This is a genomic window from Enterobacter sp. Taxon_2 (genome assembly GCF_058355295.1).
In genome coordinates this window covers 1,113,081-1,138,189 of record NZ_CM178024.1, presented here as the reverse complement: position 1 = coordinate 1,138,189, position 25,109 = coordinate 1,113,081, and the positions used below count along the sequence as shown (strand labels likewise).

Genomic DNA, 25,109 nt, shown 5'->3' with positions numbered 1-25,109 from the left:
CGCTTCGCGCGGTAATCTGCTTTCCTTTCGCGCCCGCGAGCGGGCGAATTTCATCACCAGGAGTTGTTATGGATATCATTTCTGTCGCCCTGAAACGCCACTCCACCAAGGCGTTCGACGCAAGCAAAAAACTGACCGCGGAAGAAGCGGAAAAAATCAAAACCCTGCTGCAGTACAGCCCGTCCAGCACCAACTCCCAGCCGTGGCACTTCATTGTGGCCAGCACCGAGGAAGGAAAAGCGCGCGTGGCGAAATCCGCGGCGGGCACCTATGTGTTCAACGAACGCAAAATGCTGGATGCTTCTCACGTGGTGGTGTTCTGCGCGAAAACCGCGATGGACGATGCCTGGCTGGAACGCGTTGTCGATCAGGAAGAAGCTGACGGTCGCTTCAACACCCCGGAAGCCAAAGCCGCGAACCATAAGGGCCGTACCTACTTTGCCGACATGCACCGCGTGGATCTGAAGGATGACGACCAGTGGATGGCGAAGCAGGTTTACCTGAACGTCGGCAACTTCCTGCTGGGCGTGGGCGCAATGGGCCTGGACGCGGTACCGATTGAAGGTTTCGATGCCGCTATTCTCGACGAAGAGTTTGGCCTGAAAGAGAAGGGCTTCACCAGCCTGGTGGTGGTGCCGGTTGGGCATCACAGCGTGGAAGATTTCAACGCCACGCTGCCGAAATCTCGCCTGCCGCTGAGCACGATTGTGACTGAGTGCTAAACCTTACTGGCACGCTGGATCCCGGCGTGCCAGCCATCAATAAAGCGTGATCTGCGGATGCTTAACCCCACATACCAGCGCATATCGCGTTAACGTATCAAGGCTCGCCCGGGTGATATTGGCTTCCATTCGCGATACCGTTGGCGCGCTGACGCCCATTCGCTCTGCAACCTGAGCACGCGTCAGGCCAGCATGATTACGCCATTGTGCCAGCATCTCCTGCAAACGTTCTTTACGGGCTTCCGCATCAAAAGACGCCTTTACTTCCGCATCACTTAACAGCTCGGTTCTTAATTCGTCCCAGTCAATAATCTTCTTGCTCATCCAACATCTCCTGTTGTCTTTTCAGCGCCAGACGAATCTCAGCAGAGGGTGTTTTTTGCGTCTTTTTGATAAACACACGCAACAGGAAAATCGTCTTTTCCCGCTGGTACACATAGATCCCACGGCTATGGATCGCCCCAACGGTTCTGATTTCAAACAAACCATAGGGTAAGGGCTTGCTGTCTGGTTCTCGTAGTGCTGTCGGGTGAGTGCGTAATTTATCAAGTTGGCGAATCAGCTTCGCCTGTACCTCTGCTGGCAATGCGAGAATTTCTTCTCTGACGGCCTCATGAACGATAAGTCTGAACACGATTTTCATCCCTGATGATATTAGCATATAAGACAATTTGCATTAAAGGCTAATATTGCCTTTCATGACGCACTTTATACGCTTCAACCAGGCTAAACCGAAACCGTGCTTATTCCCTGAAAACCCCTCGCAAAAAAACTATTTCCCCTGCGCCGCCAGCCACGCCATCGCCCGCTCTCCTGCCTCATCTACCGGCAGATACACCAGCAGACGCGACCCGTTTCGCGGCGCGGAATACCAGTACATCTGCTGCAGCGTAAACTCCCCCAGTTCGGGATGGGTAAACAGCTTGAGCTGGTTCTCCACGCCGCGCACGTCGTTACGCTGGTGCCACAGGGTTTTAAACTCTTCGGACACCGCAAAGAAGCGCGCCAGTTTGGCCTCCCACAGCGGGTCACCCCGGTGCTCGGCCATCGCCGCGCGGAAATAGGAGACAAAGATGGGCAGCACGTCGTCGCGTCTGCCGAGGCGCGCGCGCCACGCCGGATGCGTGAGGAACAGGTAAATACAGTTGCGATCTTCCGGCGGGATTTCATTGAAATCCACCCCCATCAGGTGGCCGAAGCTGTCGTTCCACGCCACGATGTCGAAATTGGGCTTCTGGATGCTGGCAGGTTTTGGCAGCAGGGTGTCGAGCAGGCGGCGTGTGCCTTCGCTGATGCCCTCGCAGCAGACCGCCTGGGGTGCTTCACCCGGCGGCAAACCCGCTAATACAAACAGATGCCGGGCCTCGGTCGGGGTACATTGCAGCGCTTTTGCCACGGCCGCCATCACCGCGCTGGACGGATTGACGTCCCTGCCCTGCTCAAGCCAGGTGTACCAGGTTACGCCCACGTCAGCGAGCATCGCTACCTCTTCCCGACGCAGACCGGGCGTGCGGCGGCGACCGCTGCGCGGCAGGCCTAAGCGCTGCGGATCGAGGCTTTCACGCCGCGCGCGTAAAAATGCCCCCAGCTGTTTTCGGGTGTCATCCTGAAGTGAGACGACGGGTTCAGACATCAGCGCCATAAATCCCCCTGCATGGTAGTGCCAGTACCAGTATAAGCAAGAACTGGTACCCGTTTATCTGATGGTAGATGCTACGACCATCTGCTGAATGACGCAATGGAGTTACCATGAATACGTCAGTTGTTTCACCGGGTCGCGCTGGCCTGATATTGCTGTTAACCGGCCAGATGCTGCCGATGATTGATACCTCAATCACCAACGTGGCGCTGGACGCCATTACCCATTCACTGCACGCTACCGCCACCGAGCTGGAGCTGATCGTCGCGCTCTACGGCGTGGCCTTTGCCGTCTGCCTCGCGCTCGGCAGCAAGCTGGGGGATAATTTTGGCCGTCGCCGTCTGTTTATGTGGGGTGTGGCGAGCTTTGGTCTGGCCTCGCTGCTGTGCGGAATGGCGGGGAACATTGAACAGCTGCTCGCCGCGCGCATCGTTCAGGGCGCGGGTGCCGCACTGATCATGCCGCAAATTCTTGCCACGCTGCACGTGACGCTGAAAGGTACGGCGCATGCAAAAGCCATCAGCCTGTTCGGCGGCATCGGCGGGATTGCGTTTATCGTCGGGCAGATGGGCGGGGGCTGGCTGGTGTCGGCGGATATCGCCGGACTGGGCTGGCGTAACGCCTTCTTTATCAACGTGCCGATCTGTCTGGTGGTGCTGGCGCTGAGCCGCCGCTTCGTACCGGAAACCCGTCGCGAGACGCCGTCACGCATCGACTGGCCGGGTACCGTGTTGCTGGCCATCATGCTTTGCTGCCTGCTGTTCCCGATGGCGCTCGGCCCGCAGTGGCACTGGTCCTGGCCGCTGAAGGCGATGCTGCTAGCCCTTGTTCCGCTGGCCTGGCTGATGGCGCTGAATGCGCGCAAAAAAGAGCGTGAGAATGCCCACCCGCTGATCCCGCCGCGCCTGCTTGCGCTTCGCAGCGTTCGCTTTGGCATTCTGATTGCGATGCTCTTTTTCAGCGTCTGGTCCGGATTTATGTTCTGTATGGCACTGACCATGCAAACGGGTCTGGGGATGGCGCCGTGGCAGTCCGGGAACAGCTTTATCGCCCTTGGCGTGACCTACTTTGTTTCGGCGTGGTTCGCGCCGCGGCTGATTGCCCGCTACAGCACCAGCACCATCCTGCTGACGGGTCTGGCGATCCAGATTACCGGCCTGCTGGCGCTGATCGCCACGTTCCGCGTCTGGGGCATGGAGAATACCGCCCTGACGCTGGCACCCGCCACCGGACTGGTGGGCTACGGGCAGGCGCTGATCGTGAACAGCTTCTACCGCATCGGGATGCGCGACATTCAGCCTGACGACGCGGGGGCCGCGAGCGCTATTTTAAGCACGCTGCAGCAGGCCGCGCTGGGTCTTGGCCCGGCCATTTTTGGCGCAATTTTGCTGCACGCGCTGCAAAACCATCACGGGGATTACACCCAGGCGGTTAACGTCTTCCTGATGGTGGAAACGGCCATGATGGTGGTGCTGGCTCTGGCGACGCTGCGCATCCGCCATAGCCTGTGCCTGCCAGTGGTAAAGGTCTGCCAGGCCGTCAAATAAGTTCGTGAATTTGCATAATAGATCCGCAGCCGCCATTATGGGGCTGCAAAAATACAGGAGACGTTATGCAGGAATTGATTGCTCAGGTTGAAGAGTTAGGCATTGAAATTAATCACACCACCTCTTTAGTGATTATCTTTGGTATTATTTTTCTTACCGCCATCATCGTTCATTTTATTCTGCACAAAGGGGTGCTTCGCGCATTCGAAAAACGCGCGCAGGCCAGCAGCCATTTATGGCTGCAGATCATCACCCAGAATAAATTATTTCACCGTCTGGCCTTTACCCTGCAGGGGATAATTGTCAACGTCCAGGCGGTACTGTGGCTGCAAAAAGGCAGCGAAGCAGCGGAAATTCTCACTACCTGCGCCAGGCTGTGGGTAATGGTATATGCCCTGCTCTCCTTCTTCTCGCTGCTGGACGTGATTTTCAATCTGTCGCAGAAAATGGCCACCGCGTCACAGCTGCCGCTGAAAGGGATCTTCCAGGGCATCAAGCTGGTGAGCGCCATCCTGGTGGGGATATTGATTATCTCCCTGCTCATCGGCCAGTCCCCGGCGATTCTGATAAGCGGTCTGGGCGCCATGGCCGCCGTGCTGATGCTGGTGTTTAAAGACCCGATACTCGGACTTGTGGCGGGTATTCAGCTTTCCGCCAACGACATGCTCAAGCTCGGCGACTGGCTGGAGATGCCGAAATACGGCGCCAACGGCACGGTGACGGATATCGGCCTGACCACCGTGAAAGTACGCAATTTCGATAATACGATTACGACCATTCCGACATGGGCCCTGGTCTCCGACGCCTTTATCAACTGGAGCGGCATGTCTGCCTCCGGCGGGCGACGTATTAAGCGCAGCCTGAATATTGATACCACCAGTATTCATTTCCTCGACGAGCAGGAGCAGCAGAAACTCATTCAGGCGAAACTGCTGAAGCCTTATCTGGCCGCGCGTCATGAGGAAATTAACCTGTGGAATCAGCAGAACGGTGAAGGGGAATCGGTATTAAACCTGCGCAAGATGACCAATATCGGCACCTTCCGCGCCTACCTGAACGAATATCTGCGCAACCACCCGCGCATTCGCAAAGATATGACGCTGATGGTGCGCCAGCTAGCACCTGACGCGAATGGTTTGCCGATTGAAATATATGCCTTCACCAATACGGTGGTCTGGGCAGAATATGAGGAGATTCAGGCCGACATCTTCGACCATATTTTCGCGGTGGTGGATGAATTTGGGTTGCGTATTCACCAGTCCCCGACCGGGAACGATATTCGCGCCCTGTCGGGGATCATTGCCAGGTAATCTGTGTAGGCAACCGGGCGTGAAGGCAAGTGCGGTCTGGTGCCCTCACCCCGGCCCTCTCCCACAGGGAGAGGGTGAAAAACGTGCTACTTTTTGCGGGAAAGCTTAAACGTCACAAACAGGAAGATCACCCACACCGGCAGCAGCATCGCCGAAAGGCGCATCTCATCCATGGTGCACATCAGCACCAGAATTAGCCCCAGGAAAGCGATACAGATGTAGTTCCCTGCCGGGTAAAGCAGCGCTTTGAACTGCGTCTCGCGTCCCTTGCGGCGCATCGCGGCGCGGAATCGCAGGTGCGCCAGGCAGATCATGATCCAGTTCAGCAGCAGCGTGGCGACAACCAGCGCCATCAGCAGGCCAAAGGCCTCTTTCGGCAGCAGGTAGTTGATTAGCACTACCAGCGACGTAATGGCACCGGAAAGGAACAAGGAATTCACCGGCACGCCGCGACGGCTGACGCGGGTAAGGAACTTCGGCGCGTTGCCCTGCACGGAGAGGCCAAACAGCATACGGCTGTTGGAGTAAACGCCGCTGTTATAGACCGACAGAGACGCCACCAGAATGACAAAGTTCAGCGCCGAGGCGACCACGTTGCTGTTCAGATCGTGGAAAATCATCACGAACGGGCTGCTGTCGGATTTCACTTCCACCCATGGATAGAGCGCCAGCAGCACCACCAGCGAGCCGATGTAGAACAGCAGAATACGGTACACCACCTGGTTGACCGCTTTTGGAATGCTTTTATGCGGGTCGCGCGCTTCCGCGGCGGTGATGCCAATCAACTCTAATCCGCCGAAGGAGAACATGATCACTGCCAGCGAGAGGATCAGCCCTTTCCAGCCGGTCGCCAGGAAGCCGCCGTGCTGCCAGAGGTTATCGATCGTGGCGCGCTCGCCGCCGTGGCCGGAGAACAGCAGCCACAGGCCAAAGCCGATCATGCCGATAATCGCCAGCACCTTGATCAGCGCAAACCAGAACTCGGTTTCACCATACAGGCGGACGTTAACAAGGTTTACGGCGTTGATAATGATGAAGAAGGCCGCCGCCCAGATCCACGTCGGGACATCCGGCAGCCAGTACTGCATGTAGATGCCTGCGGCGGTCAGCTCCGCCATCCCCACCAGCACGAACATAACCCAGTAGTTCCAGCCGGACAGGAAGCCGGCAAACGGGCCCCAGTATTTATAAGCAAAGTGCGCGAAGGAGCCTGAAACCGGCTCTTCAACAACCATCTCGCCAAGCTGGCGCATGATCAGGAAGGCAATAATCCCGGCGATACCATACCCCAGCAGTACCGCCGGGCCCGCCATCTGAATAGCGGGGCCGATGCCAAGAAACAGCCCGGTACCGATCGCGCCGCCAAGGGCAATTAACTGAATATGTCGATTTTGCAAACCACGTTGCAGCGTCGGATTCTGATCCGACGAGGCTTCGGCGCTACCATGGCCTGAAGCGGATGACGCGTCTTTCACGTCCTACCCCTGTCTCTTTTTTAGAAGGGGCACGTTTTAACACTTCATGCTGGAGGTAGCAAGGGATTGGGGCATCCCAGCCCCGGATAACGAGATGGAACGCTTAGAATTCGTAGCCAACCGAGATCTTAAAGGTACGCGGTTCACCCTGCGTGATGTAAGTACCGGAATCGTCCACGCTGGCCCAGTAGTTTTCATTGGTCACGTTGTCGATGCCTGCGCGCACGGTCATCGGGTTTGCATTGTGGTTCACCGCGAAGCGATAGCGCATACCCAGATCCAGCGTGGTGTAGCTGTCCAGCTTTTTGGTGTTTGCCAGGTCAGCGTACTGCGCGCCGGAGTGGTTGACGCGGGCAGTGGCGGTCAGACCGTCAATCGGCTTGATGTCGTACTCTGCGCCCAGCACGGCGTAAAAGTTCGGAATACCGATCGCATCGTTCCCCTGATTGACGCCATTTTTGGTTTTGGTCAGCTCGGCCTGCAGCCAGGTGGCGCTGGCGTTGAGGCGCATCCCCAGCAGGGGCTCGCCAAAGACGTTCAGCTCCACGCCACGGTTACGCTGCTCGGCGTCAAGGCCGTAGTGGCCGCTGTCGTCGAGGATCGCCGACGGCATCTTGATTTCGAACAGCGCAAGCGATCCGCCCACGCGGCCAAAGTCCGCCTTCACGCCCACTTCGTTCTGCTTAGAGTGCACGATACCGGTGCTCTGGCCGTAGTTGGTGGCGGTATTAGGCGCGGTTTTGCCCGGCTGCAGCGCTTCGGTATGGTTAGCATAGAGGGAGATTTCCTCCCACGGCTTGTAGACCACGCCGTAGGTTGGCATCCAGCGGCTGCCGTCGAAGCCGTCTGCCGCGTTTTCCGCACCGGTAATTTTGTTATACCCGCGAATGACCACCTTCTGGTGGCGCGCGCCGGCGGTGAACAGCAGTTTGTCGTCCAGTACGCCCAGCGTATCGCTCAACAGCCAGCCTTGGGTACGGGTGCGTCCGCTGGTCAGCGGATCGCTGTATTTCCCGCCTGAGCCGTTGAGGTTGCTGCTGTCCGGCATATCCACGCCGGTATTGTGGTAGATGTTGGTCGTCGGGTTATCCTTCGTCGCCGACATTTTCCACGCGATTTTTTCGTTTTTGGTCATCGCCGAATAGCCGACGTTGACCTTATGCGAGACGAAACCGGTATTGAAATTACCGCGAATGCCCGCCATACCGCTGACGGAGTCGCTGATGCGGTTGGTATCAAGGCGGCTGACCGTTGCCTTGCCGCTTTTGTCCACCAGCTTCGGCGCGCTGTAGATCCCTTCCTCATGCGCATGCTGCGCGCCCAGGCCGGTATAGGCGGTCCAGCCGTCGGTGATGTCGTACTCGCTGCGCCACATCCCGAACTCGTTTTCGATGTTGCTGTAGGCCCACTTCTGCGAGAAGTTGCGATCGTTTTTCGGCGGCTCGGGCACGAAATCCACCGCCGAAATGTTGACGCTGGTTGGGCTACCGTGGAAGGTTTTCTTCTGATAGCCCAGATCAAGCGAGGTGCGGAAGCGGTCACCGCTGTAATCCAGGCCGGTAGAGAGCAGCGTGGTGCGGCGGCGATCGTTCGGTATGCCGGTTTCCCCTTCGCGATGGACCAGGTTCACCCGCGCGCCAAACTGGTCGTTGTCGCCGTAGCGACGACCCGCATCCAGCGTGGTGCCAATCTGAGAATCTGAGGTGTAGTCCACGCCCACTTTCGCCTGCGGGAGTTCGCCCGCGTGTTTTGGCTCAAGGTTGATCATCCCGCCCACGCCGGAGCTCGCCGCGCCGTTCATCAGGGCGTTTGCCCCTTTGAAGATCTCAATGCGCTCAACCATCTGGGTATCCACCACCTGGCGCGGCAGCACGCCGGACAGCCCGCCAAAGGTCATGTCGTCACCGTCGAACTTCAAGCCACGGATACGGTAGGTTTCCGCGCTGTTGCCGAATCCCTGGACGAACTGCACGCCCGCGTCGTTCGCGACGACATCGGCAATGGTTTTCGCCTGCTGATCTTCCACCAGCTTCGAGGTGTAGCTGATGATGTTGAACGGCACGTCCATGGCGTTCTGCTGGCCCAGCATCCCCATGCGCCCGCCATTCGCCATCTGCCCGTCAAGGAAGGCCGGTACCAACTGGTCGCCACCGGGTTTGAAATCGCTGGCTGGTGCAGCCTGGACAACGAGGGTGTCCTCTTTTTGATCGTCCGCCGCGAAGGCGGAATGCGTCACCGCGCCAACGGCGAGCGCCAACAGCGTGTTGTTTATTTTAGTGTTGTTCATCGTTAACTCATTTAAACGTGCGCGCAAAAATGACCCGTTGTCGGGCCTTAGAATGTGTTTATTGAAATGCAAATGAGAACTATACGCATTATACATGCATTAGCAAGTGTAACCGCGTTCATGAGGAGGTTTGGCGAGAAATGAGGGGAACAACCACCCCGTTGCGGGGGTGGCTGCAATGACGTTATTTTTTCTTGTAGATATTGGCCGTACCGTGAATTTTATTGTTGGTGTTCCCTGACGTGAGCACCAGGACATCTGCGCCTTTCTTATCGGCTTTCTCAATCAGTTCTTTTTTTGCATCATCAACCGATACCTCATTCGAGGTACTTACCGTACCGATTTTTTGATACTGAGACGCAACTTTCTTGAACTCATTTTTTGTCAGCAACTGAGCAGCAAAAGCATTGGTCGTAAACAGTAACGCCGTTCCCAACAAAATAGCAGTCGTCTTTTTCATAACCTTTTTTCCTTGAGATTAATCAGCAACTACGAAAAACCTCACGCATTGTGGTGAGGTTTTATGAGCATGGTAGAGAATCTCAGGAAATGCCATACGGTCGGGAAAATTCTTTTATAACAACCCGTTGCATGAAATTACTAACGAATATTAAGAATATTCGAATACCCGCGCGGTGCCAGCAATATCAATGCGTACCGCCGTGCCCGGGTTCCATCCTGGCTGGCTGACGGTCTTCAGAATCACGGGCTGTTGCTGCCCGGCTAATCCGAGGGTGAGCGTCGATAGCTGTCCGGTGAAATCCACATCAAGAATCGAGATCGGGCTTTCATGTGAGGCACATGCCGTCACGCGTAATTGTTCAGGGCGCATCATCACCCTGCCCTGTCCTGTCGCATGCGCGTTGTCCGTCGGCACTTCACCCAGCGCGCACACGGCATACCCGGCAGCGAGCTGCGCTGGCAGGATCACGGCGTCGCCAAGAAACAGCGCCGTCTCTTCGTCAACGGGACGGGTGTAAACCTCATAAGGCGTACCGACCTGTGTGAAGCATCCGGAGCGCATCACGGCAACCTGCGTGGCAAAGGACAACGCTTCGTTCTGATCGTGGGTGACCAGAATCGAGGCCACGCCCGCTTCTGCCAGCAGATCGGCCGTTGCCTTACGCGTCATGGCGCGCAGGCCGGTATCCAGCGCCGAGAACGGTTCATCCAGCAGCATCAGTGAAGGACGCTGGGCCAGCGCACGGGCAAGCGCCACGCGCTGCTGCTGTCCGCCGGAAATCTCGTGAGGCCAGTGCGTTGCCAGTTGCCTGTCCAGAGACACCATTTCCATCAGCGCCTCAACGCGCTGGCGTTTCTCATGGCGGGTGCCGTCCAGCCCCCAGGCAATGTTGTCTGCCACATTGAGGTGCGGGAACAGCGCCCCCTCCTGAGGTACAAAACCGATCCCGCGCTGGTGAGCAGGGACAAAACGGTTTTCATCAAACAGCGTTCTCCCCTGCATGACAATACGCCCGATGTCAGGCGTTTCGAAACCGGCAAGAATACGCAGCAGCGTGGTTTTCCCCGACCCGGACGGACCGACAATCGCCGTCCTGCTCCCCGGCGCAACGCTCAGGTTTAAGCTGTCGAGCACCTGCACATCAGAAAACGATTTAGAAATGGCGGTTAATTCAAGCATGTCATAGCCCTGCAATTTTTTTCGACTGCATATAGAGAATGGCGGTCAGCGGGAGTGAAATCAGGATCATCAGCATCGCGTAAGGCGCGGCGGCCACATAGTCAATTTCGCTGGTCAGCGCCCAGAATCCGGTGGAGAGCGTGCGCGTGCCCAGCGGAGAGAGCAACAGCGTGGCGGTCAACTCGTTGCTGACGCCGAGGAAAACCAGCGCGGCACCCGCCGCAGCACCAGGCGCGGCCAGCCGCATCGTGACGCTCCAGAGCGCCTTCGCGGGCGTGCTGCCCAGGCTGCGCGCCACGTTTTCCAGCTCGACCGGCGCCTGCGCAATCCCCGCCCGAAGGTTTATGAGCGCTCGGGGCATAAACATCAGCAGGTAGGCCAGGAACAGGGTAATTTCCGTCTGGTAAATGGGGCGGGCGTAATGAATGGTGACGGTGACCAGCGCCAGCGCCGTGACAATGCCCGGCAGTGAACTGGTGATATAGATGCACCCTTCCAGCATCCGGAAGATACGGTGCGGATAGCGGATACCGAGCCACGCGATGGGGATCACGCACGCCGTCGTCAGGAGCGCACCGCCCACGCCGAGCATCAGCGTCTGGCGCAGGGAGTGCCAGAGATCGGGACTCATCCAGTTTTGCACGCCGCCGAGCCAAATCCAGCGACACAGGACAATCAACGGCACGCCCAGCGCCAGCACGATCAGCACGATGAAAAACAGCTGGCCCAGCGCGGTAGCCGCAGGCTTCAGCGGCCAGCGTTTCTGTTCGCGCGCGGCCCCGGCGCCAATGCGCGCGTAGCGTGCTTTTCCGCGCGTTACGCCTTCCAGCACCAGAATAGCCAGACAGCACAAGGCCAGCACGCCCGCCAGCATGTTCGCCGCCGGGCCGCTGAAGGTAGACTGGAACTGGTCATAGATTGCCGTGGTGAAGGTATCAAAGCGGATCATCACGTACAGGCCATATTCCGCCAGCAGATGCAGCGCCACCAGCAGCGCGCCGCCGCAGATAGCCAGCTTGAGCTGAGGCAGCACCACGCGGAAAAAGACCCGCCAGGGCGGCGTGCCGAGCGATGCGGCGACATCTTCAAGCGTCGGGTCAAGACGACGCAGCACCGCCGCAACCGGCATATAGATAAACGGATAGTAGGCCAGAACGGAGAGGAACACGCCCGCAGAGAGCCCATGCATGGAAGGGACAACGCTCACCCAGGCATAGCTTTGCACAAACGCGGGGATCGCCAGCGGGGCGACCGCCAGTGCAGACCAGATCCCTCGCCCGGCAAGATCTGTGCGCTCGGTGAGCCAGGCTATCGCCACGCCCGTCACGATACACAGCGGAACCGCTAAAGCCGTCAGCCACAGCGTGTTGCTGAGTAGCTCAGCAACACGCGGGCGAAACACCAGCGCCTTAATGGTTTCCCAGCCGGTCTCAATGCCAATGGCAATGATAAAACCCAAAGGCAGAAGCGCCATTAATGAAAACAACACAGCTAACGCAACCATCGGCAGTGCAGGACGCCTGCGGGCAGGCTCCTGCACTCTGTTTTTTCCGATGTCGAGACTCAGACCAGACATAAGACGTTCACTTCACTCTCAGGATCACAGCAGACCGGCTTGCGTCATCAGCTCGATAACTTTTTTACTGTTGAGCGTTGAAGGTTCAACTTTCGGTGCATCAAGATCTTTCAGCGGGACCAGTTTCGGGTTTGAGGCCGCGTTTACGCCCACAGCGTATTCAAAGGCGTTGTTGGTACGCAGACTCTCCTGACCTTCTTTGCCGGTAATGTATTTGATGAAGGCCTGCGCCTGGGCTTTGTGCTTGCTGGACGCCAGCACGCCACCGCCAGAGAGGCTCACAAACGCGCCCGGATCCTGGTGTTTGAAGTAGTAGAGCTGAGTGTTTTTGCTGTTTTCACCGGTTTTGGACTGATCGACAAAGCGGTAGTAGTGATAAATCACGCCGCCATCAATCTGGCCGGCATTGACGGCTTTCATCACCGTGCTGTTGCCTTTATAGGCAACGAAATTGGCTTTCATCGCCTTAAGCCATTCCAGAGTGGCCTTTTCGCCTTTCAGAGCCAGCATCGCGCTCACGATGGCCTGGAAATCCGCGCCTGACGGTGATGCCGCCCAGCGGCCTTTCCACTCGGGTTTCGCCAGATCCATCAGCGACTTAGGAAGCTGCTGCTCGCTCAGTTTCGCAGGGTTATAGACGAATACCGTGCTGCGGGCGGCAATGCCGATCCAGCGACCGTGCGCCGGACGATACTCTGCCGGTACCTGCTTCAGGGTGTCTGCATCCAGCGGCGCAAACAGGTTAGCGTTATCCACCAGCACCATGGACGGTGAGTTTTCCGTCAGGAATACGTCGGCCGGCGATGCGCTGCCTTCCTGAACCAGCTGGTTACCCAGCTCGCTGTCATCACCATTGCGCAAAGTCACTTTAATGCCGGTTTCTTTGGTAAAACCGTCAACCCACGACTTCACCAGGTTTTCATGCTGCGCGTTATACACAACGATACCTTCGTTGTTATCTGCGGCAACTGATTGTGTGGAAAGGAAAAGGGATGACGACAACAAGGCAAGCGAGAAGCAGGACAGCAGGCGAGAATTCATGAACATATCCTTAATAGACCAACGGGAGTAACCACTCATAGCTTTGTGGGACAGGATTAAAGCATACAACAACGCTAATGATAATTAGTATCAATCCAGTTTACGCGTAAAAGTGTAAAATTTCATTATTGCGTGGTTTGAAATGATAAAAATCCAGATGGGAAAGATAGTTCAATTCAAAATTAAGAAAACCTTAAGACTGAACGGAAGAAGAATTCATTAGCCTTCTATTTATTATTGCGATATTTAATGCACAGATGAACAACTCTCCCGCCAGAGAAGCGGGAGAATGTAATGCGGTGTGTTATTTATCGATTAAATTAAAATCACCCTGGTTATATCTTTGCCCCTGAATATTGTCAGGCGTAAAGACATGGTCAACGAACTTAATATCAGAATCGGAAAGATTCAGGCTGACCGCCCCCGCATTATCCTGCAAATGCGCTATTTTTCGAGCCCCCGGAATAGGAACAATGTCATCTCCTTTACTCATCACCCATGCGAGGGCCAGCTGTGCGAGGGAACAGCGGTATTTATCCGCGACATCCTGTAGCTGGCCGAGCAGCTGTTGGTTTTTCTGCATCGCTGCTTTCTGGAAGCGAGGCAGGTTCCGCCGGAAATCATCCTCGCCAAAGCCTGAGCTGTCCGTGATTTTCCCGGTTAAAAATCCGCGACCCAGCGGACTGTAGGGCACAAACCCAACGCCCAGCTCGCGGCAAGCGTTGAGAATGCTTTCCTCCGGCTCGCGAGTCCAGAGCGAATATTCCGTTTGCACGGCGGTAATCGGATAAACTTTGCAGGCCCGGCGCAACGTTTCGGCTGAGACTTCTGAAAGCCCGATATGGCGAACTTTCCCTTCCTTGATTAAATCAGCCATTGTTCCCACAACGTCTTCAACAGGTACAGACGGGTCGACGCGGTGCTGATAAAGCAGATCGATAGTCTCGATATTGAGACGTTTAAGTGAACCTTCTACCGCTTCACGAATATGTTCAGGGCGGCTGTCAACACCAGCCATACGTTCAAGACCATGTCCGGAAGGAAGGATGCGAAAACCAAATTTTGTCGCAATCTGTACCTTGTCGCGAATGCCTTTAATCGCCTTCCCGACCAGGACTTCATTATCATAGGGGCCATAGACTTCCGCGGAATCAAGGAAGGTAACGCCCAAATCGACCGCAGCGTGAATGGTATTGATCGCCTCCGATTCTTCGGCGCCACCATAGGCAAAACTCATCCCCATACAACCCAACCCCAGCGCTGACACCTGGAATTTATCTTTTCCCAGATAACGTGATTTCATCTTATATTCCTGTTTTGATAAATGACAGGAAATATATACTTTCATTCTTAACGCATAACAATTAGTATATTTTTAATGCAGTATTTTATGAGAATTAACAATGAAAAATGCACCAGAATTACAACATATAGAAATATTACTTCTTATTGTAAAACACGGGAGTTTTCGTCAGGCCGCAAAAGAATTAAATGTTTCAGCGCCGACGTTAACTGTCGCCATAAATAATCTTGAAGAAAAACTTGGGGTTAGACTTTTGAATCGCTCCACCCGAAGCTTGTCTTTGACGGCCGTCGGTAAAGCGTTTCTTGATGACGTGACGCCCGTCCTGAATGACTACAGACGCGTCATTGATAATCTCAATGACCACAAAGAAAAGCCAGAAGGCGTCATCAAAGTCAACTTACCCCGGATCGTGGTTGATCTCTTTTTTCAAAGCCATTTCGTTACGTTCAAAAATGATTACCCGGGTATTACATTAGAGTTGTTCACCACTGACAGAAAAATCAATATTATCGACTCAGGTTTCGATGCCGGAATACGTTATACACAAGATGTTCCTAAAGATATGGTTGCCATTCCTTTTGGTGGCAAGATGGCTCTTATTCCCGTTGCCAGCCCCGATTTTCTGAAGAAATCAGGCACGCCTGACTCACCAAAAGATCTGGTCAATTTCAGGTGTATAAATCGCTGTTTTCCTGATGGAAAGCTGTATCGCTGGGAGTTTATGGATCCACAAGGGGAAAAAATGGAGGTATCTGTTAATGGCGATCTGGTTGTCGATTCAGACGCGGCAATGATCCAGGCTGCTGAATATGGGTTAGGGATTGCGTTTGTTTATGAGAATCTGGTTGAGGATAAAATTAGCGAAAACAAACTTGTCCGTTTGCTACCTGATTATACCTATCCCGCTGATAATTTTTGTGTTTACTACCCGAGCCGAAAACATCTGCCAGCACCGCTGAGAACCTTCATAGCGTGGGTGATGTCGACGAATAAAGACGTGCGTTGAGAGGAAATGGCACGCCCTGTAGGATTCGAACCTACGACCTACGGCTTAGAAGGCCGTTGCTCTATCCAACTGAGCTAAGGGCGCACTGAGAAGCGTGTGCTTCGCGGTGGTGAAACGCGAAGAATTATACGGTCAATGGCAGGTGAGTCAATGCCTTTTCCGCTTTCCTGGGCAATTACCGCTAGCCGATTGTAAATACGGCTATTTTCTCAACATTTCTCCCTGTTTCACCGTAAAATTTAGCGCTGCGAAAAGGCCTAGTTGCATTTAAGTAACGCCTGCTGTTTTCCTGAACGTCAGCTCGTCACACTAGAGTCAGGTATCCCGGCCGCCTGGAGGCTGACAGACAACAGGACAATGGAGTGACAGCGCAAAACCTGATCGATACGCCCCCCCGGTTACAGTACCTTTCTCAGGACATCGTCGGCATTAAGCTTGAGCCTATCGTCGCCCTCACCTCCTTGCGCCAGGTTGGCGTGGAGGTACTTAGCGTTCTGTCCGACACGCGTCACAGCGAGGACTTTTTTTGCGATCGGTCCGCTGAGTGGTCGATAACCCTGCTTGAAGCGCAGCTTGCCACGCTAAAAAATACGCCGCACGGACATAACCTTTTTATTAATCTGCCGATAACCGTCCTGACGGAGCCTGCGTCTTTTCAGCGACTTATCAAGTTACCTGGCGTGCCGCTCAATATTGAGATTGTCGACCTCGCGTCCTTTTTGGCGCTATCTGTCGCACAGAAGCAGCATGTGGTTCAGAATCTGCAGCAACTTAGCAGACAGGGACACGCTATCTGGCTGGATGACGTAGATGACGTCTTAGTGCAGTCGTTTTTATCCTGTCGACTCCCGTTAAGCGGCGTCAAAATAGATAAGGAAGCATTCTGGCGTTTACGCGACACCCCAGCGCTGAGGCAACTGGTTTCCCTTTGCTTTCAGCTGGCCGGGAAAGTGCTTATTGAAGGTATTGAGACTGAACGCGATCGTACCTGGGCACTGCAGGCAGGCGCAGACCTCGGCCAGGGATATTACTGGCCGTCCTGGACATGGCCGGAGGATTAAAACGCCATTTCCAGGAGGGAGACCATGCGAATGACAGTGCGCCGTTACCGGCGGCGGCGTACAGGAAGTGATGCACTGGGATTTACGCGCTCACCTTTTGCTCCCCCCTTTTTCGACCGACTCGAATTTTTGAGCCAGTCCATCAGCCAGCCCCGCAAAACAGACGCCCCTTTTATCCTTCTGGTGACGGAGGATCACTATCTGCGCACCGGCTTTCTCAACGGGCAGTTTCCTCTGAGCAGCTGCTGCGACTACGCCACGCTGGACGACGCCCTTATCGCGCAGACACAGTGGCCCTCCGCCCGTCTGGTCGTGGATATAGAAAGCCGGTCCACGGGGCTGCTGGAGAAACTGGATCAGTTGAGAAGGCATAGCCTGTTTCCTCCGTTCCTGACGCCCTGGCTGTTAGTCCGGGCCGATAATTACGACACCCGCCTCTTCTGCAAAGCGGCAGGTCCCTTTCATGTGCTCGAACGTCAACTGAACGCCGCCGCGCTCCAGCACAGCCTGCTGGATACCCGCCCCCCGCAGGGTTCCGACAAAGACTGGTTCTCACGCAATGAATGGCCCATCCTGCAGGAACTCTCACGGGGCAAGACGCTGCGTCAGATTGCCCTGATGCAGAATCGCCCCTATAGCCGCATTATCTATCGTCTCAGCTGCATCCTGGTGAAACTGGGGCTGAGTCATCGGCAGGAATTACTTCACCTTCTTAATAACCTCTCAGACTGCACATTTACACTCACGTCCTAACCCCTTATTTCCTAAAGCGGTTTAGGAATTTACTTACCAAATGCGTTACATAAATGTTAATTTTTAACAATAAAATCGAAATTATAACTATTCCTAATTTATGGGCGTAAACCTTGTGAAATGCCATAAATTGAATGAACGGCAGCACTTTCCTCCATCCGTTAAGTGAATGCAGATAGCGTTAACAAGATGATAATGATGTAAAAACAAGCAGCTTAGCGACAACGTCCAGGAGTAAAAAGCGAAGCGGGTAGCATGTTCTCCTGCGGAGCTGGCGCCGTTATCGTGGTCAACGCAAGCACTTTCGGATGAAGGTCTACCGGCCTGCGAGGGCAATTTTTAACCTCAGCGTCGTGGGTTCACCCGCAGAAATGATGTCTATTTTTGTTAACAATTGATCAACATACAGAGATATCTGTTATTTTTTGTTATTACATAAAGATGAAAATATGCGGTAAATGAGATAATAGGATATTTCCGCTAATTTTAAAAAAATAGTGATTCAGATCCAGAAGATAATACAAACCCATACGCGGATATTAATTTACAGGGTTTTCGGAAAAAACTTACCCTGTATAATAAGATGCGTACCAAATTTGAATAAGAAAAACCTTTTTGCCAACACCAGCCTAATGAGATGACCGCGCTGAGGCATAGTTCTTTTCATTACGTAAACAAGGATGCTTTCGCTCTTTCCAGGGAAATACTACGGTATAGGGATCTGCACATTATATCCTTCCGGCATTTCGAGAGTTTTACCAAACTCTGCATAACGCTTTTAACAATCTGAGGCATTAAAAATGAAACCGGCATCCGTTATCATTATGGACGAACATCCTATCGTCAGAATGTCGATAGAAGTCCTGCTACAGAAAAATAAGAATATCGCAGTCAAGCTCAAGTCTGGCGATAGCCATGAAGTCCTTGACTGTATCCGCAATCACCCTATCGATCTGGTGATCCTTGACATTGAACTCACGGGCACGGATGCTTTCTCTTTACTTAAGAGAATCAGAAACTTAAACAAAGAGATTAAGGTTCTGTTCCTCTCGTCTAAATCAGAGCTATTTTACGCGGGTCGCGCCATTCGCGCCGGGGCAAATGGCTTCGTCAGCAAACGGAAAGATTTGGGTGAGATCTACAACGCCGTAGAAATGATCCTGATGGGCTATTCCTTTTTCCCGTCGGAAACGCTGAACTTTATAAACCACCTGGGGTCAGGGAAAGGGATGGCAGTAGATATGCCATTATCGAATCGTGAGGTCACGGTATTACGGTATCTGGCGAATGGATTATCCAATAAGGAAATTGCTGAACAGCTACTATTAAGCAACAAAACTATTAGCGCGCATAAATCCAATATTTATTCCAAGCTGGGTGTGCAAAGCATCGTGGAATTAATTGATTACGCCAAAGCGCACGAACTGCTTTAACCTGAATTCACTCCCTGCAGCTTATCTGAGCTGCAGGGAGTGCGGTCAGTGCTAATTATAGTTAATCATAAAGGTGGCATCCGCATCGGCTCGTCCGGGCTGAGGATTATCTGCGGTGGCAATATAATTGGCATAAAACGACAATGTCGCATTCCCCTGCGCATCAACCGACACCGGCTGGCTGGCCTGCTGGAGAGCCAGACGCGTTTTATCTGCATCCCTGATCTCTACCGCGACATGACTTGCTGTACTGGCGTCATTGAGCGCCAGCAAACCGTTATTGCTCCCGTCAGCTTTACCCGAAAACGTAATGGACGCCGCGCCCGGCGGGCAGCCGGTCAGCTTCAGCGTAAATGGCATGGGCTGCGTGCGGCTTCCGGTGGTGCTGAGCTGTTTCGTGGGCCAGGTGCCCAGCGTGACGGTCTTGTCGCTGTCGCTGCCCTCGGCAACGCAGGTAAAATCGACGATATTGCCGTAGAGCCGAATGTTAATCTCGCCCAACGCGGTGTCCGCCTGAGCCTGTGTGCAAAGCGCAAAAAGCGCCACGGTGATAAAACGGATCCCGTTTCGCATATTGGCTCCTTAGTCGTAATCCACGCGCAAGTACCCGCGCGAGGTGAAACGCCCTTCCGCTGGCTTATTGCCCGTCACGCTCACCGGCCATACCCGGATCCCCACCTGCGCCTGCGCGCTGTCGTCAAGGCGGAACGGAATTTTGCTTGTCAGATTGTTAGGCGTGAGCGGCGCTCCGCTCTCGTTGGCAATGATGAACCCCACATCCGGGTTATCCGACACCAGCACATTATCAGAGACTTTTTCCGCCTCGACGCGCATCGTCAGCATGGCGTTCGCCTCCACGTTGGTGCATTTGATCGCAATGGTTTTGCTTTGCGATGAGACGCCCTCCGGCTTGTTACCCACGCCCGCCTTGCTGAACAAAGAGGCGCCAATGTCACCGAAATCAAACTCCACCACGTTACCGGCATTAATGGCACAGCTTTGCGGCACCTGAATGGTTCCGCTGTAGCTAATGGTATAGACCGGCGTGGTTAGCGGATCGGAGGAGGTAGTGGTGACGTAGACCCGGAACATGGTGGCACGCGGGATAACCACCATGTTGATAAAACGCCGGGTCACCTTAAGGCGGAAGACAAGGCTGGAGTCCTGAACGCCAAACGGTTTGTTTTTGGAGACGTTAGGATGACTCCCCATCTGGATATAGCTTTTTGGCGGGTAAAACACGCCAGCGTAGCTGTCCGTGATTTTCATGGCCCCGTCCAGATAGTCGTTCAGCTTCAGATACTGGTAGCCATCGCTGGTCCCGGTGATTGGATAATCCGTCACATAGCTGCGCTTGGTGGTGTTCCCGGTCGTGCCCTTCGGGCAGACGGCATTCACCCCTACCCACTGCGATTTTTCGCTGAGCGTTACGACCTGTCCAATCTGGTTATTCGAGCTATTAAATTTATCCGTCAGGTCGTAATGCACCTCCGTCGGCACGCCTTTCTCATTGACGCACACGGTAGCGAATGCGTTTGTCGCGGGCAGTAACGCCAGCAGCGACAAGGCAAAGATTTGGGTTTTAATCACAGCTGATCCCCTTAAGTGTGATTGCCTGTTGCAGGCTCTGTTCAGACAAGCTGTAAGGTGCGCGACACTGGGACTGCGCCCCGTCGCCCCACTGGATCAGCAGTTCGCCTTCCAGCGGCAGCCCACTCAGGTAAATTTGCCCGTCATCCCCCACCATGCTGGTGACACCGCTTCGGGTTTCACGGACCACCGCGCCGAACGGCACGGGCTGGTTACCGCGCATCACCGTCAGCAGAGCGCGTACGCCAATGCGGGTATCAAAGCTGGCGCGCACCAGCGCGCCTTTCGTCGGCACCACGCTGCTCACGTTGTTTTCGATATCGGTGTTGTTGCTCATGGTGTTGGTATCCAGCGCCACGCGGTTGTAGCGATAGACGGTGGCATACGGCATCACCGCGTAGCCTCGCCAGTCGGTTTTCACCCCGGTCTGGTTTTCAATGCTGACGCCTGATGCTCCCGGCGCTTTGATCAGCACGTTGGTGTCGCCCAGCGGCTGGCTGAAGGTCACGCCGTCGGCGTGTCCGACCACCCCGCCGGAGAGCTGCCAGTTGAGATCGTGCTGATCGTCGCTGTAGTTGTAGCCCACGCCCAATGTGCCGTAGGTCGCCTGCCAGTTGGCGCTGGCGCTTCCGCTTGCGCCGTTGGTGCTGGTGTGTCCCTGGGTCACGCTGTAGTTCAGGTTGCGGTCCTCCAGCAGCGTTCCGCTGACGCCGGTTTGCCAGCTTGTGTCGCCATCGCTGTTTCGACTGGCGGATGCCGTAGCGTAGGCGCGGTCAATCGCGCTGTCCCGGCGATAGCCCTGACGGGTAAAGAGGCTGAACGGCACGGAGACGTTAAATGACGCGATCCGATCGGTGCCGTCTATCCCAACAGATTTGTTCCACGACCACGAAACGGAGTAGTTGATCCCCTTCACGCCGCCCGCATAGCCCAACTGGTACCAGAGGTTCGTCTCATCGGTTCCCCAGTAGGTCTGCTCGCTACCGGAGATATAGACCGAGCCGTAGTCCCCCAGCGACTGAGATACGTTGAGCTGGAAGCGGCCTTTTTTATTCCACGTCAGGTTGTGATAACTCTGCACATCTGGCACATCGTTATCGTTCTGGCTATCGGCATACTGATAGCCTTCCATTGAGCGCCAGGCGACATCGTCGAGGGTGTAAAAGCCTTTTGTGGAGTAGCGGTAGCCCAGCAGCTGGAAGTTGGTGCCGAAGCCGTTAAGGGATTTCGCATAGAGGAAGCGCAGAGACTGCCCTTCATGCTTGCTGTCGTCCGCGAGCTGGCTGCGGGCGTGGGTGATATCGAGCGAGACCGCCCCCCAGTCACCCAGGTTTTTTCCGGCCCCGACGGCCACCGCGGTATAGCGTGACGCCAGCTGTGTCCCGCCGTAGAGCGTGTAACCGTTGGCAAGACCGGTAATCAGGGTTCCCTGGGTGAAGAACGGCGTATCCTGATCGCTGTTACCGCTGCGGTAATCCCCCGCGACGAGGTCGTACTTCCAGCGCCCTTCACGTTGTAGAAGCGGCACGGTGGAGTACGGCACGGTATAGCGCTGCTGGGTGCCGTCTTTCTCTTCGACCGTGACCTCCAGGTCACCGCTTGAGGAGGTCGGGTTAAGATCGGTAATGGCAAATGCGCCCGGCTGGACATAGCTTTGATAGATAACGTAGCCATTCTGGCGAACCACCACTTTGGCGGGCGTACGGGCGATCCCGCGCACGGTCGGCGCGTAGCCCTGCATGCTGTCCGGGTACATGCTGTCAGACGAGAAGAGCCGCCCGCCGCGGAACCCCATGCTGTCGAAAACGTCATTGCCGGTATTGCTGTCGCCCAGTACCAGTTCACTTTTCAGCGGGATAACGGTGCGCTGCGCCCAGGTGCCAATATTCTGCCACTCGCTGTGCCGCTGCCCGTTATTCTGCGTGTACCGCCATGCACCGTTGTTACGTAAACGCCAGGCGCCATAGTTCAACCCGCTTTGCAGGTTCAGATAATAGCTGTCGTCTTCGCTTCCCCGGTTACCGGTGAAGCTGTAGTTCACCAGCGCGGCGGGAATGCCTTCATCCCACTGTTCGGGCGGAATATACCCCCGGGCGCTGTTCTGCAACGCCACCTGCGGCAGGCTGACGTCCAGACGCTGTGAGGCAAAGTTGAATACCGTTTCGCTGCCGGGTATGGCCGTAGCCAGCGGAACGCAGGTCTCGCCCTGCACCTTAGCCAGCTCGGGAAACGCCGCAACGTTGACGCCAAAGCGGTCAAGCATCGCGCGCGTAATGCAGGCCGATAAACCGCCCGCCACCGGCGGCGTGTTCTCGGCCTGCTCAAAACGCACGTCCTGGGTACCGATAAACTCATCGTTGCGCCAGATATCCACGCGATAAACGCCGGGTGCCTGCTGATGTCCTTGTTCAAAACGCGACAAATCCGCCACGCTGGCGGTGTCGTCGGACAAAAAGGCCGGGTTGAAATAGCTTTCGCTCCAGCCAGCCTGCGGCCAGAGCGCAGCCATCAGCGCCAGCGCAACCGGGCAGTAACGTCTCTGGTGGTTTTTCATCGCCCTGACTCTGCTCACAGGTTGACGCTACGCGCCGGGGTGATGGCACCGTAGTCATTCACGCTCTGCCAGGAAAGCGTACCGCTAGCACCGGCTGGCAGCACCTGCTGAGCCGAGCTTTTCGGCGCAACCATCAGGTTATCCAGCTGCTGCCCGCCCAGCTTCAGATTGACGAGGGTGATGTAATACGGGGACGCGTTGCTGACTTTGAGGTGGTTACCCGCGCGTTCGAACCGCAGCTGGGAAAGCGCCTCTTCCGGCTGCATCGCCAGGTTGTTAGGGCGTACAAACAGCTTGATGCGTGAGAGGATCGCCAGCTGCAGCACGTTATTGTTTTCCGTTTTCGCTTTGTTCACTGACGGGATCGCTTTCACGTTCATGTAAAACAGCGATTCGCGGTCGGCAGGCAGCGCCGGCCCGGCGTAAATAATACGCAGCGTGTTTTCACTGTTCGGCTCGCTAACAAACAGGGGCGGCGTGACGGCAAAGGTTTTTTCTTTTTGCCCGTTCGCATTTTCGATCCACGCGTTAATTAAATAGCGTTCCTGTTTGTTGCTGTTGGTGATCGCCAGCGACGTTTGCTTCGCCTCTGCGGGATAAATAACACGCGTGGCCCCCAGCGCAATACCGCCGGATGCATTTGCGCAGGCAGAAACCATCATCAAAATAAACGATAAAAAAAGTCCTGGTTTAATTAGGGTATTCATCACAACCGTACCTTTAATAATGTGTTCGCAGGTGTTATGGATAAATCAACGTAAACCAGACATCCGACTGAATTTTGCCTGGCTCGAGATGTTCGGAAATAGCCCGATAGCGAGCGCTAAAATGGAACGCGAGCTCGCGGGTTTCGATCGGCAGCCAACTGATGGCCGTGGCGTTTGGGATAATCTGACGCTGCTGTTCGTCAAAGAGCGCCAGCCCGACGCCGCTGCTGACAGGTGTTTCACCCGGCCGCGATGTCGCCAGAAAGACCTGCGGATCCTCTGCGGGTGTGACGCCCTGAAACTGGATCCCCACGGTGCGCGAAACATCCACGCTGCAGTCCAGCAGCCGCACGGTGAAAGGCACATTCACCGTGGAAAAACTGCCCACGCCGGAAAATGAATTGGTTCGGTACTGCCCCATGTCGATGCGCATATTCTGGCTATCGGGCGCCACGGCGCAGCCGCCGTTCACCAGTTCACCCCGAAGATGAACCTTGCCACCTTCGATCACCACGGTATGCGCCGATGCCGGGCAAGCCATCGCAAGGGTTAACAGCAGTAGTGTTCCAGTCCTTGTCATCCTTCGTTCCTGGCAATAGCGTATGACGGGCCTCGTCCCTGAGGCCTGAACATCCCTGTGCGGAGGAATTACTCGTATTTCATTACGAAGGTGGCGTCAGCATTCGCCTGGCCCGGCTCGGTGGTGGCAGCCGTTGATTTATAACGCGCGGTGAACTTCAGGGTGTTGGTCCCTTCGATCAGCGTCTGCGCAGCAGAGAAGGTCGCACCGTCTGGGGTCAGAACGCTGGATTTGCTGTCGAGGATTTCGATACCCACACCTTTCGCGGTGTTGTCGTTGTTACCGGAGGTCACGGCCAGCAGGGTTTTGTCGGTTGGGTCGATCTGACCGGTGAACGCAACAGCTGCAGTTTTGGCAACCAGCGGATCGCAATCATTCAGTTCAATGTTGAATGGAATATTAGAGGTGGTGTCGCCCACTTTAGTAAATTTCGCGGTGCGATACTGACCCAGATTAACGGTCTGCTCGGAAGAATCCGTATTTACTGAACAAGCGGCATTAACCAGCTCACCTTTAAAATGTACGGTACCGCCATTTACGGAAACCGGCGCAGCAGGATCTGCTGCATTTGCGGCACCCGCAACCAGGGCCAAAGTTGCAATAACAGTAGAAGCAATGTTGCTGAGTTTCATGTCTATTCCTTTAAAATGTAAATAACCCTTCCCGCGAATAATCGGGAATAAGAAATACGTTCAATTGAGTAATTGAAAGCTTATTTCGGAGGAGACAAAGTAGCTCAGGAGGCGATTTTTAAATATGTCAAAACGCTGCCATTTCGCCAGGTCACATCCTAATCCCGCCTAAGAAATTGACCATCCCTTAAGAAGGGTTTTTGCGTCTTGCTGATAAAAACGCGTAAAGGGTGACTGACAGCGAGGCT

Annotated in this window: 23 protein-coding genes and 1 tRNA gene; 7 read left to right on the top strand and 17 right to left on the bottom strand. The window is 54.9% G+C overall.

The window, feature by feature from the left end; genetic code table 11:
- The first annotated feature begins 68 nt into the window (after positions 1-68).
- Positions 69-722, top strand: coding sequence for an oxygen-insensitive NAD(P)H nitroreductase (gene nfsB / locus AC4IC4_RS05260; RefSeq protein ID WP_024906901.1), 654 nt, complete (start codon positions 69-71; stop codon positions 720-722).
- Positions 723-758: 36 nt separating this feature from the next.
- On the opposite strand, the gene AC4IC4_RS05255 is transcribed toward nfsB, so the two are convergent.
- The 3 genes from AC4IC4_RS05255 to AC4IC4_RS05245 form a co-directional block, all read right to left on the bottom strand.
- The gene (locus AC4IC4_RS05255) at positions 759-1,046 is read right to left on the bottom strand and encodes a helix-turn-helix domain-containing protein (protein WP_104949203.1); all 288 of its coding nucleotides are present in this window, start codon (positions 1,044-1,046) and stop codon (positions 759-761) included.
- Positions 1,027-1,356: a type II toxin-antitoxin system RelE/ParE family toxin gene (locus AC4IC4_RS05250; protein WP_248272941.1), complete on the bottom strand. Its 330-nt coding sequence runs from the start codon at positions 1,354-1,356 to the stop codon at positions 1,027-1,029. Before AC4IC4_RS05250 ends, AC4IC4_RS05255 begins: the two co-directional genes overlap by 20 nt.
- 138 nt (positions 1,357-1,494) lie before the next feature.
- Entirely contained in the window at positions 1,495-2,364 is an 870-nt protein-coding gene (locus tag AC4IC4_RS05245) for a helix-turn-helix transcriptional regulator (protein ID WP_061715828.1), read from the bottom strand.
- A gap of 107 nt (positions 2,365-2,471) precedes the next feature.
- Between AC4IC4_RS05245 and AC4IC4_RS05240 the strand changes: the two genes are divergently transcribed.
- Positions 2,472-3,908, top strand: a complete 1,437-nt coding sequence (locus AC4IC4_RS05240) for an MFS transporter (protein ID WP_491472282.1) — start codon at positions 2,472-2,474, stop codon at positions 3,906-3,908.
- A 65-nt stretch (positions 3,909-3,973) separates the two neighbouring features.
- Positions 3,974-5,218, top strand: a complete 1,245-nt coding sequence (locus AC4IC4_RS05235) for a mechanosensitive ion channel family protein (protein WP_491472281.1) — start codon at positions 3,974-3,976, stop codon at positions 5,216-5,218.
- Positions 5,219-5,304: 86 nt separating this feature from the next.
- On the opposite strand, the gene pheP is transcribed toward AC4IC4_RS05235, so the two are convergent.
- The 7 genes from pheP to AC4IC4_RS05200 form a co-directional block, all read right to left on the bottom strand.
- Complete coding sequence (gene pheP, locus AC4IC4_RS05230) at positions 5,305-6,693, bottom strand: phenylalanine transporter (protein ID WP_371898810.1); 1,389 nt, start codon at positions 6,691-6,693, stop codon at positions 5,305-5,307.
- Positions 6,694-6,796: 103 nt separating this feature from the next.
- Positions 6,797-8,980 carry a TonB-dependent receptor gene (locus tag AC4IC4_RS05225; protein WP_491472280.1) on the bottom strand — a complete coding sequence of 728 codons (2,184 nt, stop codon included), beginning with the start codon at positions 8,978-8,980 and terminating at the stop codon, positions 6,797-6,799.
- Positions 8,981-9,164: 184 nt separating this feature from the next.
- A complete protein-coding gene (gene yahO, locus AC4IC4_RS05220; RefSeq protein WP_024906894.1) occupies positions 9,165-9,440 on the bottom strand; it encodes a DUF1471 family periplasmic protein YahO in 276 nt (91 codons plus the stop codon).
- 150 nt (positions 9,441-9,590) lie between these two features.
- Complete coding sequence (locus AC4IC4_RS05215) at positions 9,591-10,622, bottom strand: ABC transporter ATP-binding protein (protein WP_491472279.1); 1,032 nt, start codon at positions 10,620-10,622, stop codon at positions 9,591-9,593.
- A 1-nt stretch (position 10,623) separates the two neighbouring features.
- Positions 10,624-12,198 carry an ABC transporter permease gene (locus AC4IC4_RS05210; protein ID WP_491472278.1) on the bottom strand — a complete coding sequence of 525 codons (1,575 nt, stop codon included), beginning with the start codon at positions 12,196-12,198 and terminating at the stop codon, positions 10,624-10,626.
- A gap of 24 nt (positions 12,199-12,222) precedes the next feature.
- Entirely contained in the window at positions 12,223-13,239 is a 1,017-nt protein-coding gene (locus tag AC4IC4_RS05205; RefSeq protein WP_047748646.1) for an iron ABC transporter substrate-binding protein, read from the bottom strand.
- A gap of 304 nt (positions 13,240-13,543) precedes the next feature.
- Positions 13,544-14,542: an aldo/keto reductase gene (locus AC4IC4_RS05200; protein WP_491472277.1), complete on the bottom strand. Its 999-nt coding sequence runs from the start codon at positions 14,540-14,542 to the stop codon at positions 13,544-13,546.
- A 100-nt stretch (positions 14,543-14,642) separates the two neighbouring features.
- Here AC4IC4_RS05200 and AC4IC4_RS05195 point away from each other — a divergent pair, with 100 nt between their 5' ends.
- Complete coding sequence (locus tag AC4IC4_RS05195; protein ID WP_491472276.1) at positions 14,643-15,551, top strand: LysR family transcriptional regulator; 909 nt, start codon at positions 14,643-14,645, stop codon at positions 15,549-15,551.
- Positions 15,552-15,558: 7 nt separating this feature from the next.
- Here AC4IC4_RS05195 and AC4IC4_RS05190 read toward each other — a convergent pair.
- Positions 15,559-15,635: transfer RNA gene (locus tag AC4IC4_RS05190), tRNA-Arg, on the bottom strand.
- Between the two features lie 278 nt (positions 15,636-15,913).
- On the opposite strand from AC4IC4_RS05190, the gene AC4IC4_RS05185 reads away from it, so the two are divergent.
- The 3 genes from AC4IC4_RS05185 to fimZ all read left to right on the top strand — a co-directional run bounded on the left by AC4IC4_RS05185 (position 15,914) and on the right by fimZ (position 18,798).
- Complete coding sequence (locus tag AC4IC4_RS05185) at positions 15,914-16,612, top strand: EAL domain-containing protein (RefSeq protein WP_032646215.1); 699 nt, start codon at positions 15,914-15,916, stop codon at positions 16,610-16,612.
- 24 nt (positions 16,613-16,636) lie between these two features.
- Positions 16,637-17,365 (top strand): helix-turn-helix transcriptional regulator, encoded by a 729-nt coding sequence (locus AC4IC4_RS05180; protein ID WP_032646214.1) that lies wholly within the window; start codon positions 16,637-16,639, stop codon positions 17,363-17,365.
- Positions 17,366-18,165: 800 nt separating this feature from the next.
- Positions 18,166-18,798: a fimbria biosynthesis transcriptional regulator FimZ gene (gene fimZ, locus AC4IC4_RS05175; RefSeq protein WP_491472275.1), complete on the top strand. Its 633-nt coding sequence runs from the start codon at positions 18,166-18,168 to the stop codon at positions 18,796-18,798.
- A 51-nt stretch (positions 18,799-18,849) separates the two neighbouring features.
- Here fimZ and sfmF read toward each other — a convergent pair whose 3' ends face one another.
- The 6 genes from sfmF to fimA all read right to left on the bottom strand — a co-directional run bounded on the left by sfmF (position 18,850) and on the right by fimA (position 24,861).
- Positions 18,850-19,371, bottom strand: a complete 522-nt coding sequence (sfmF, locus tag AC4IC4_RS05170; RefSeq protein WP_032646212.1) for a fimbria assembly protein — start codon at positions 19,369-19,371, stop codon at positions 18,850-18,852.
- 9 nt (positions 19,372-19,380) lie between these two features.
- The gene (gene fimH / locus AC4IC4_RS05165; protein ID WP_024906884.1) at positions 19,381-20,388 is read right to left on the bottom strand and encodes a type 1 fimbria D-mannose specific adhesin FimH; all 1,008 of its coding nucleotides are present in this window, start codon (positions 20,386-20,388) and stop codon (positions 19,381-19,383) included.
- A complete protein-coding gene (locus AC4IC4_RS05160; protein WP_032646210.1) occupies positions 20,381-22,942 on the bottom strand; it encodes a fimbrial biogenesis usher protein in 2,562 nt (853 codons plus the stop codon). Before AC4IC4_RS05160 ends, fimH begins: the two co-directional genes overlap by 8 nt.
- Positions 22,943-22,956: 14 nt before the next feature.
- On the bottom strand, positions 22,957-23,649 hold the full coding sequence (gene fimC, locus AC4IC4_RS05155; protein ID WP_061715842.1) for a type 1 fimbria chaperone FimC: 693 nt from the start codon (positions 23,647-23,649) through the stop codon (positions 22,957-22,959).
- A gap of 34 nt (positions 23,650-23,683) precedes the next feature.
- Positions 23,684-24,229, bottom strand: coding sequence for a type 1 fimbrial protein subunit FimI (gene fimI, locus AC4IC4_RS05150; protein ID WP_048991450.1), 546 nt, complete (start codon positions 24,227-24,229; stop codon positions 23,684-23,686).
- A gap of 68 nt (positions 24,230-24,297) precedes the next feature.
- On the bottom strand, positions 24,298-24,861 hold the full coding sequence (fimA, locus tag AC4IC4_RS05145; protein ID WP_023310641.1) for a type 1 fimbrial major subunit FimA: 564 nt from the start codon (positions 24,859-24,861) through the stop codon (positions 24,298-24,300).
- Positions 24,862-25,109 lie beyond the last annotated feature (248 nt).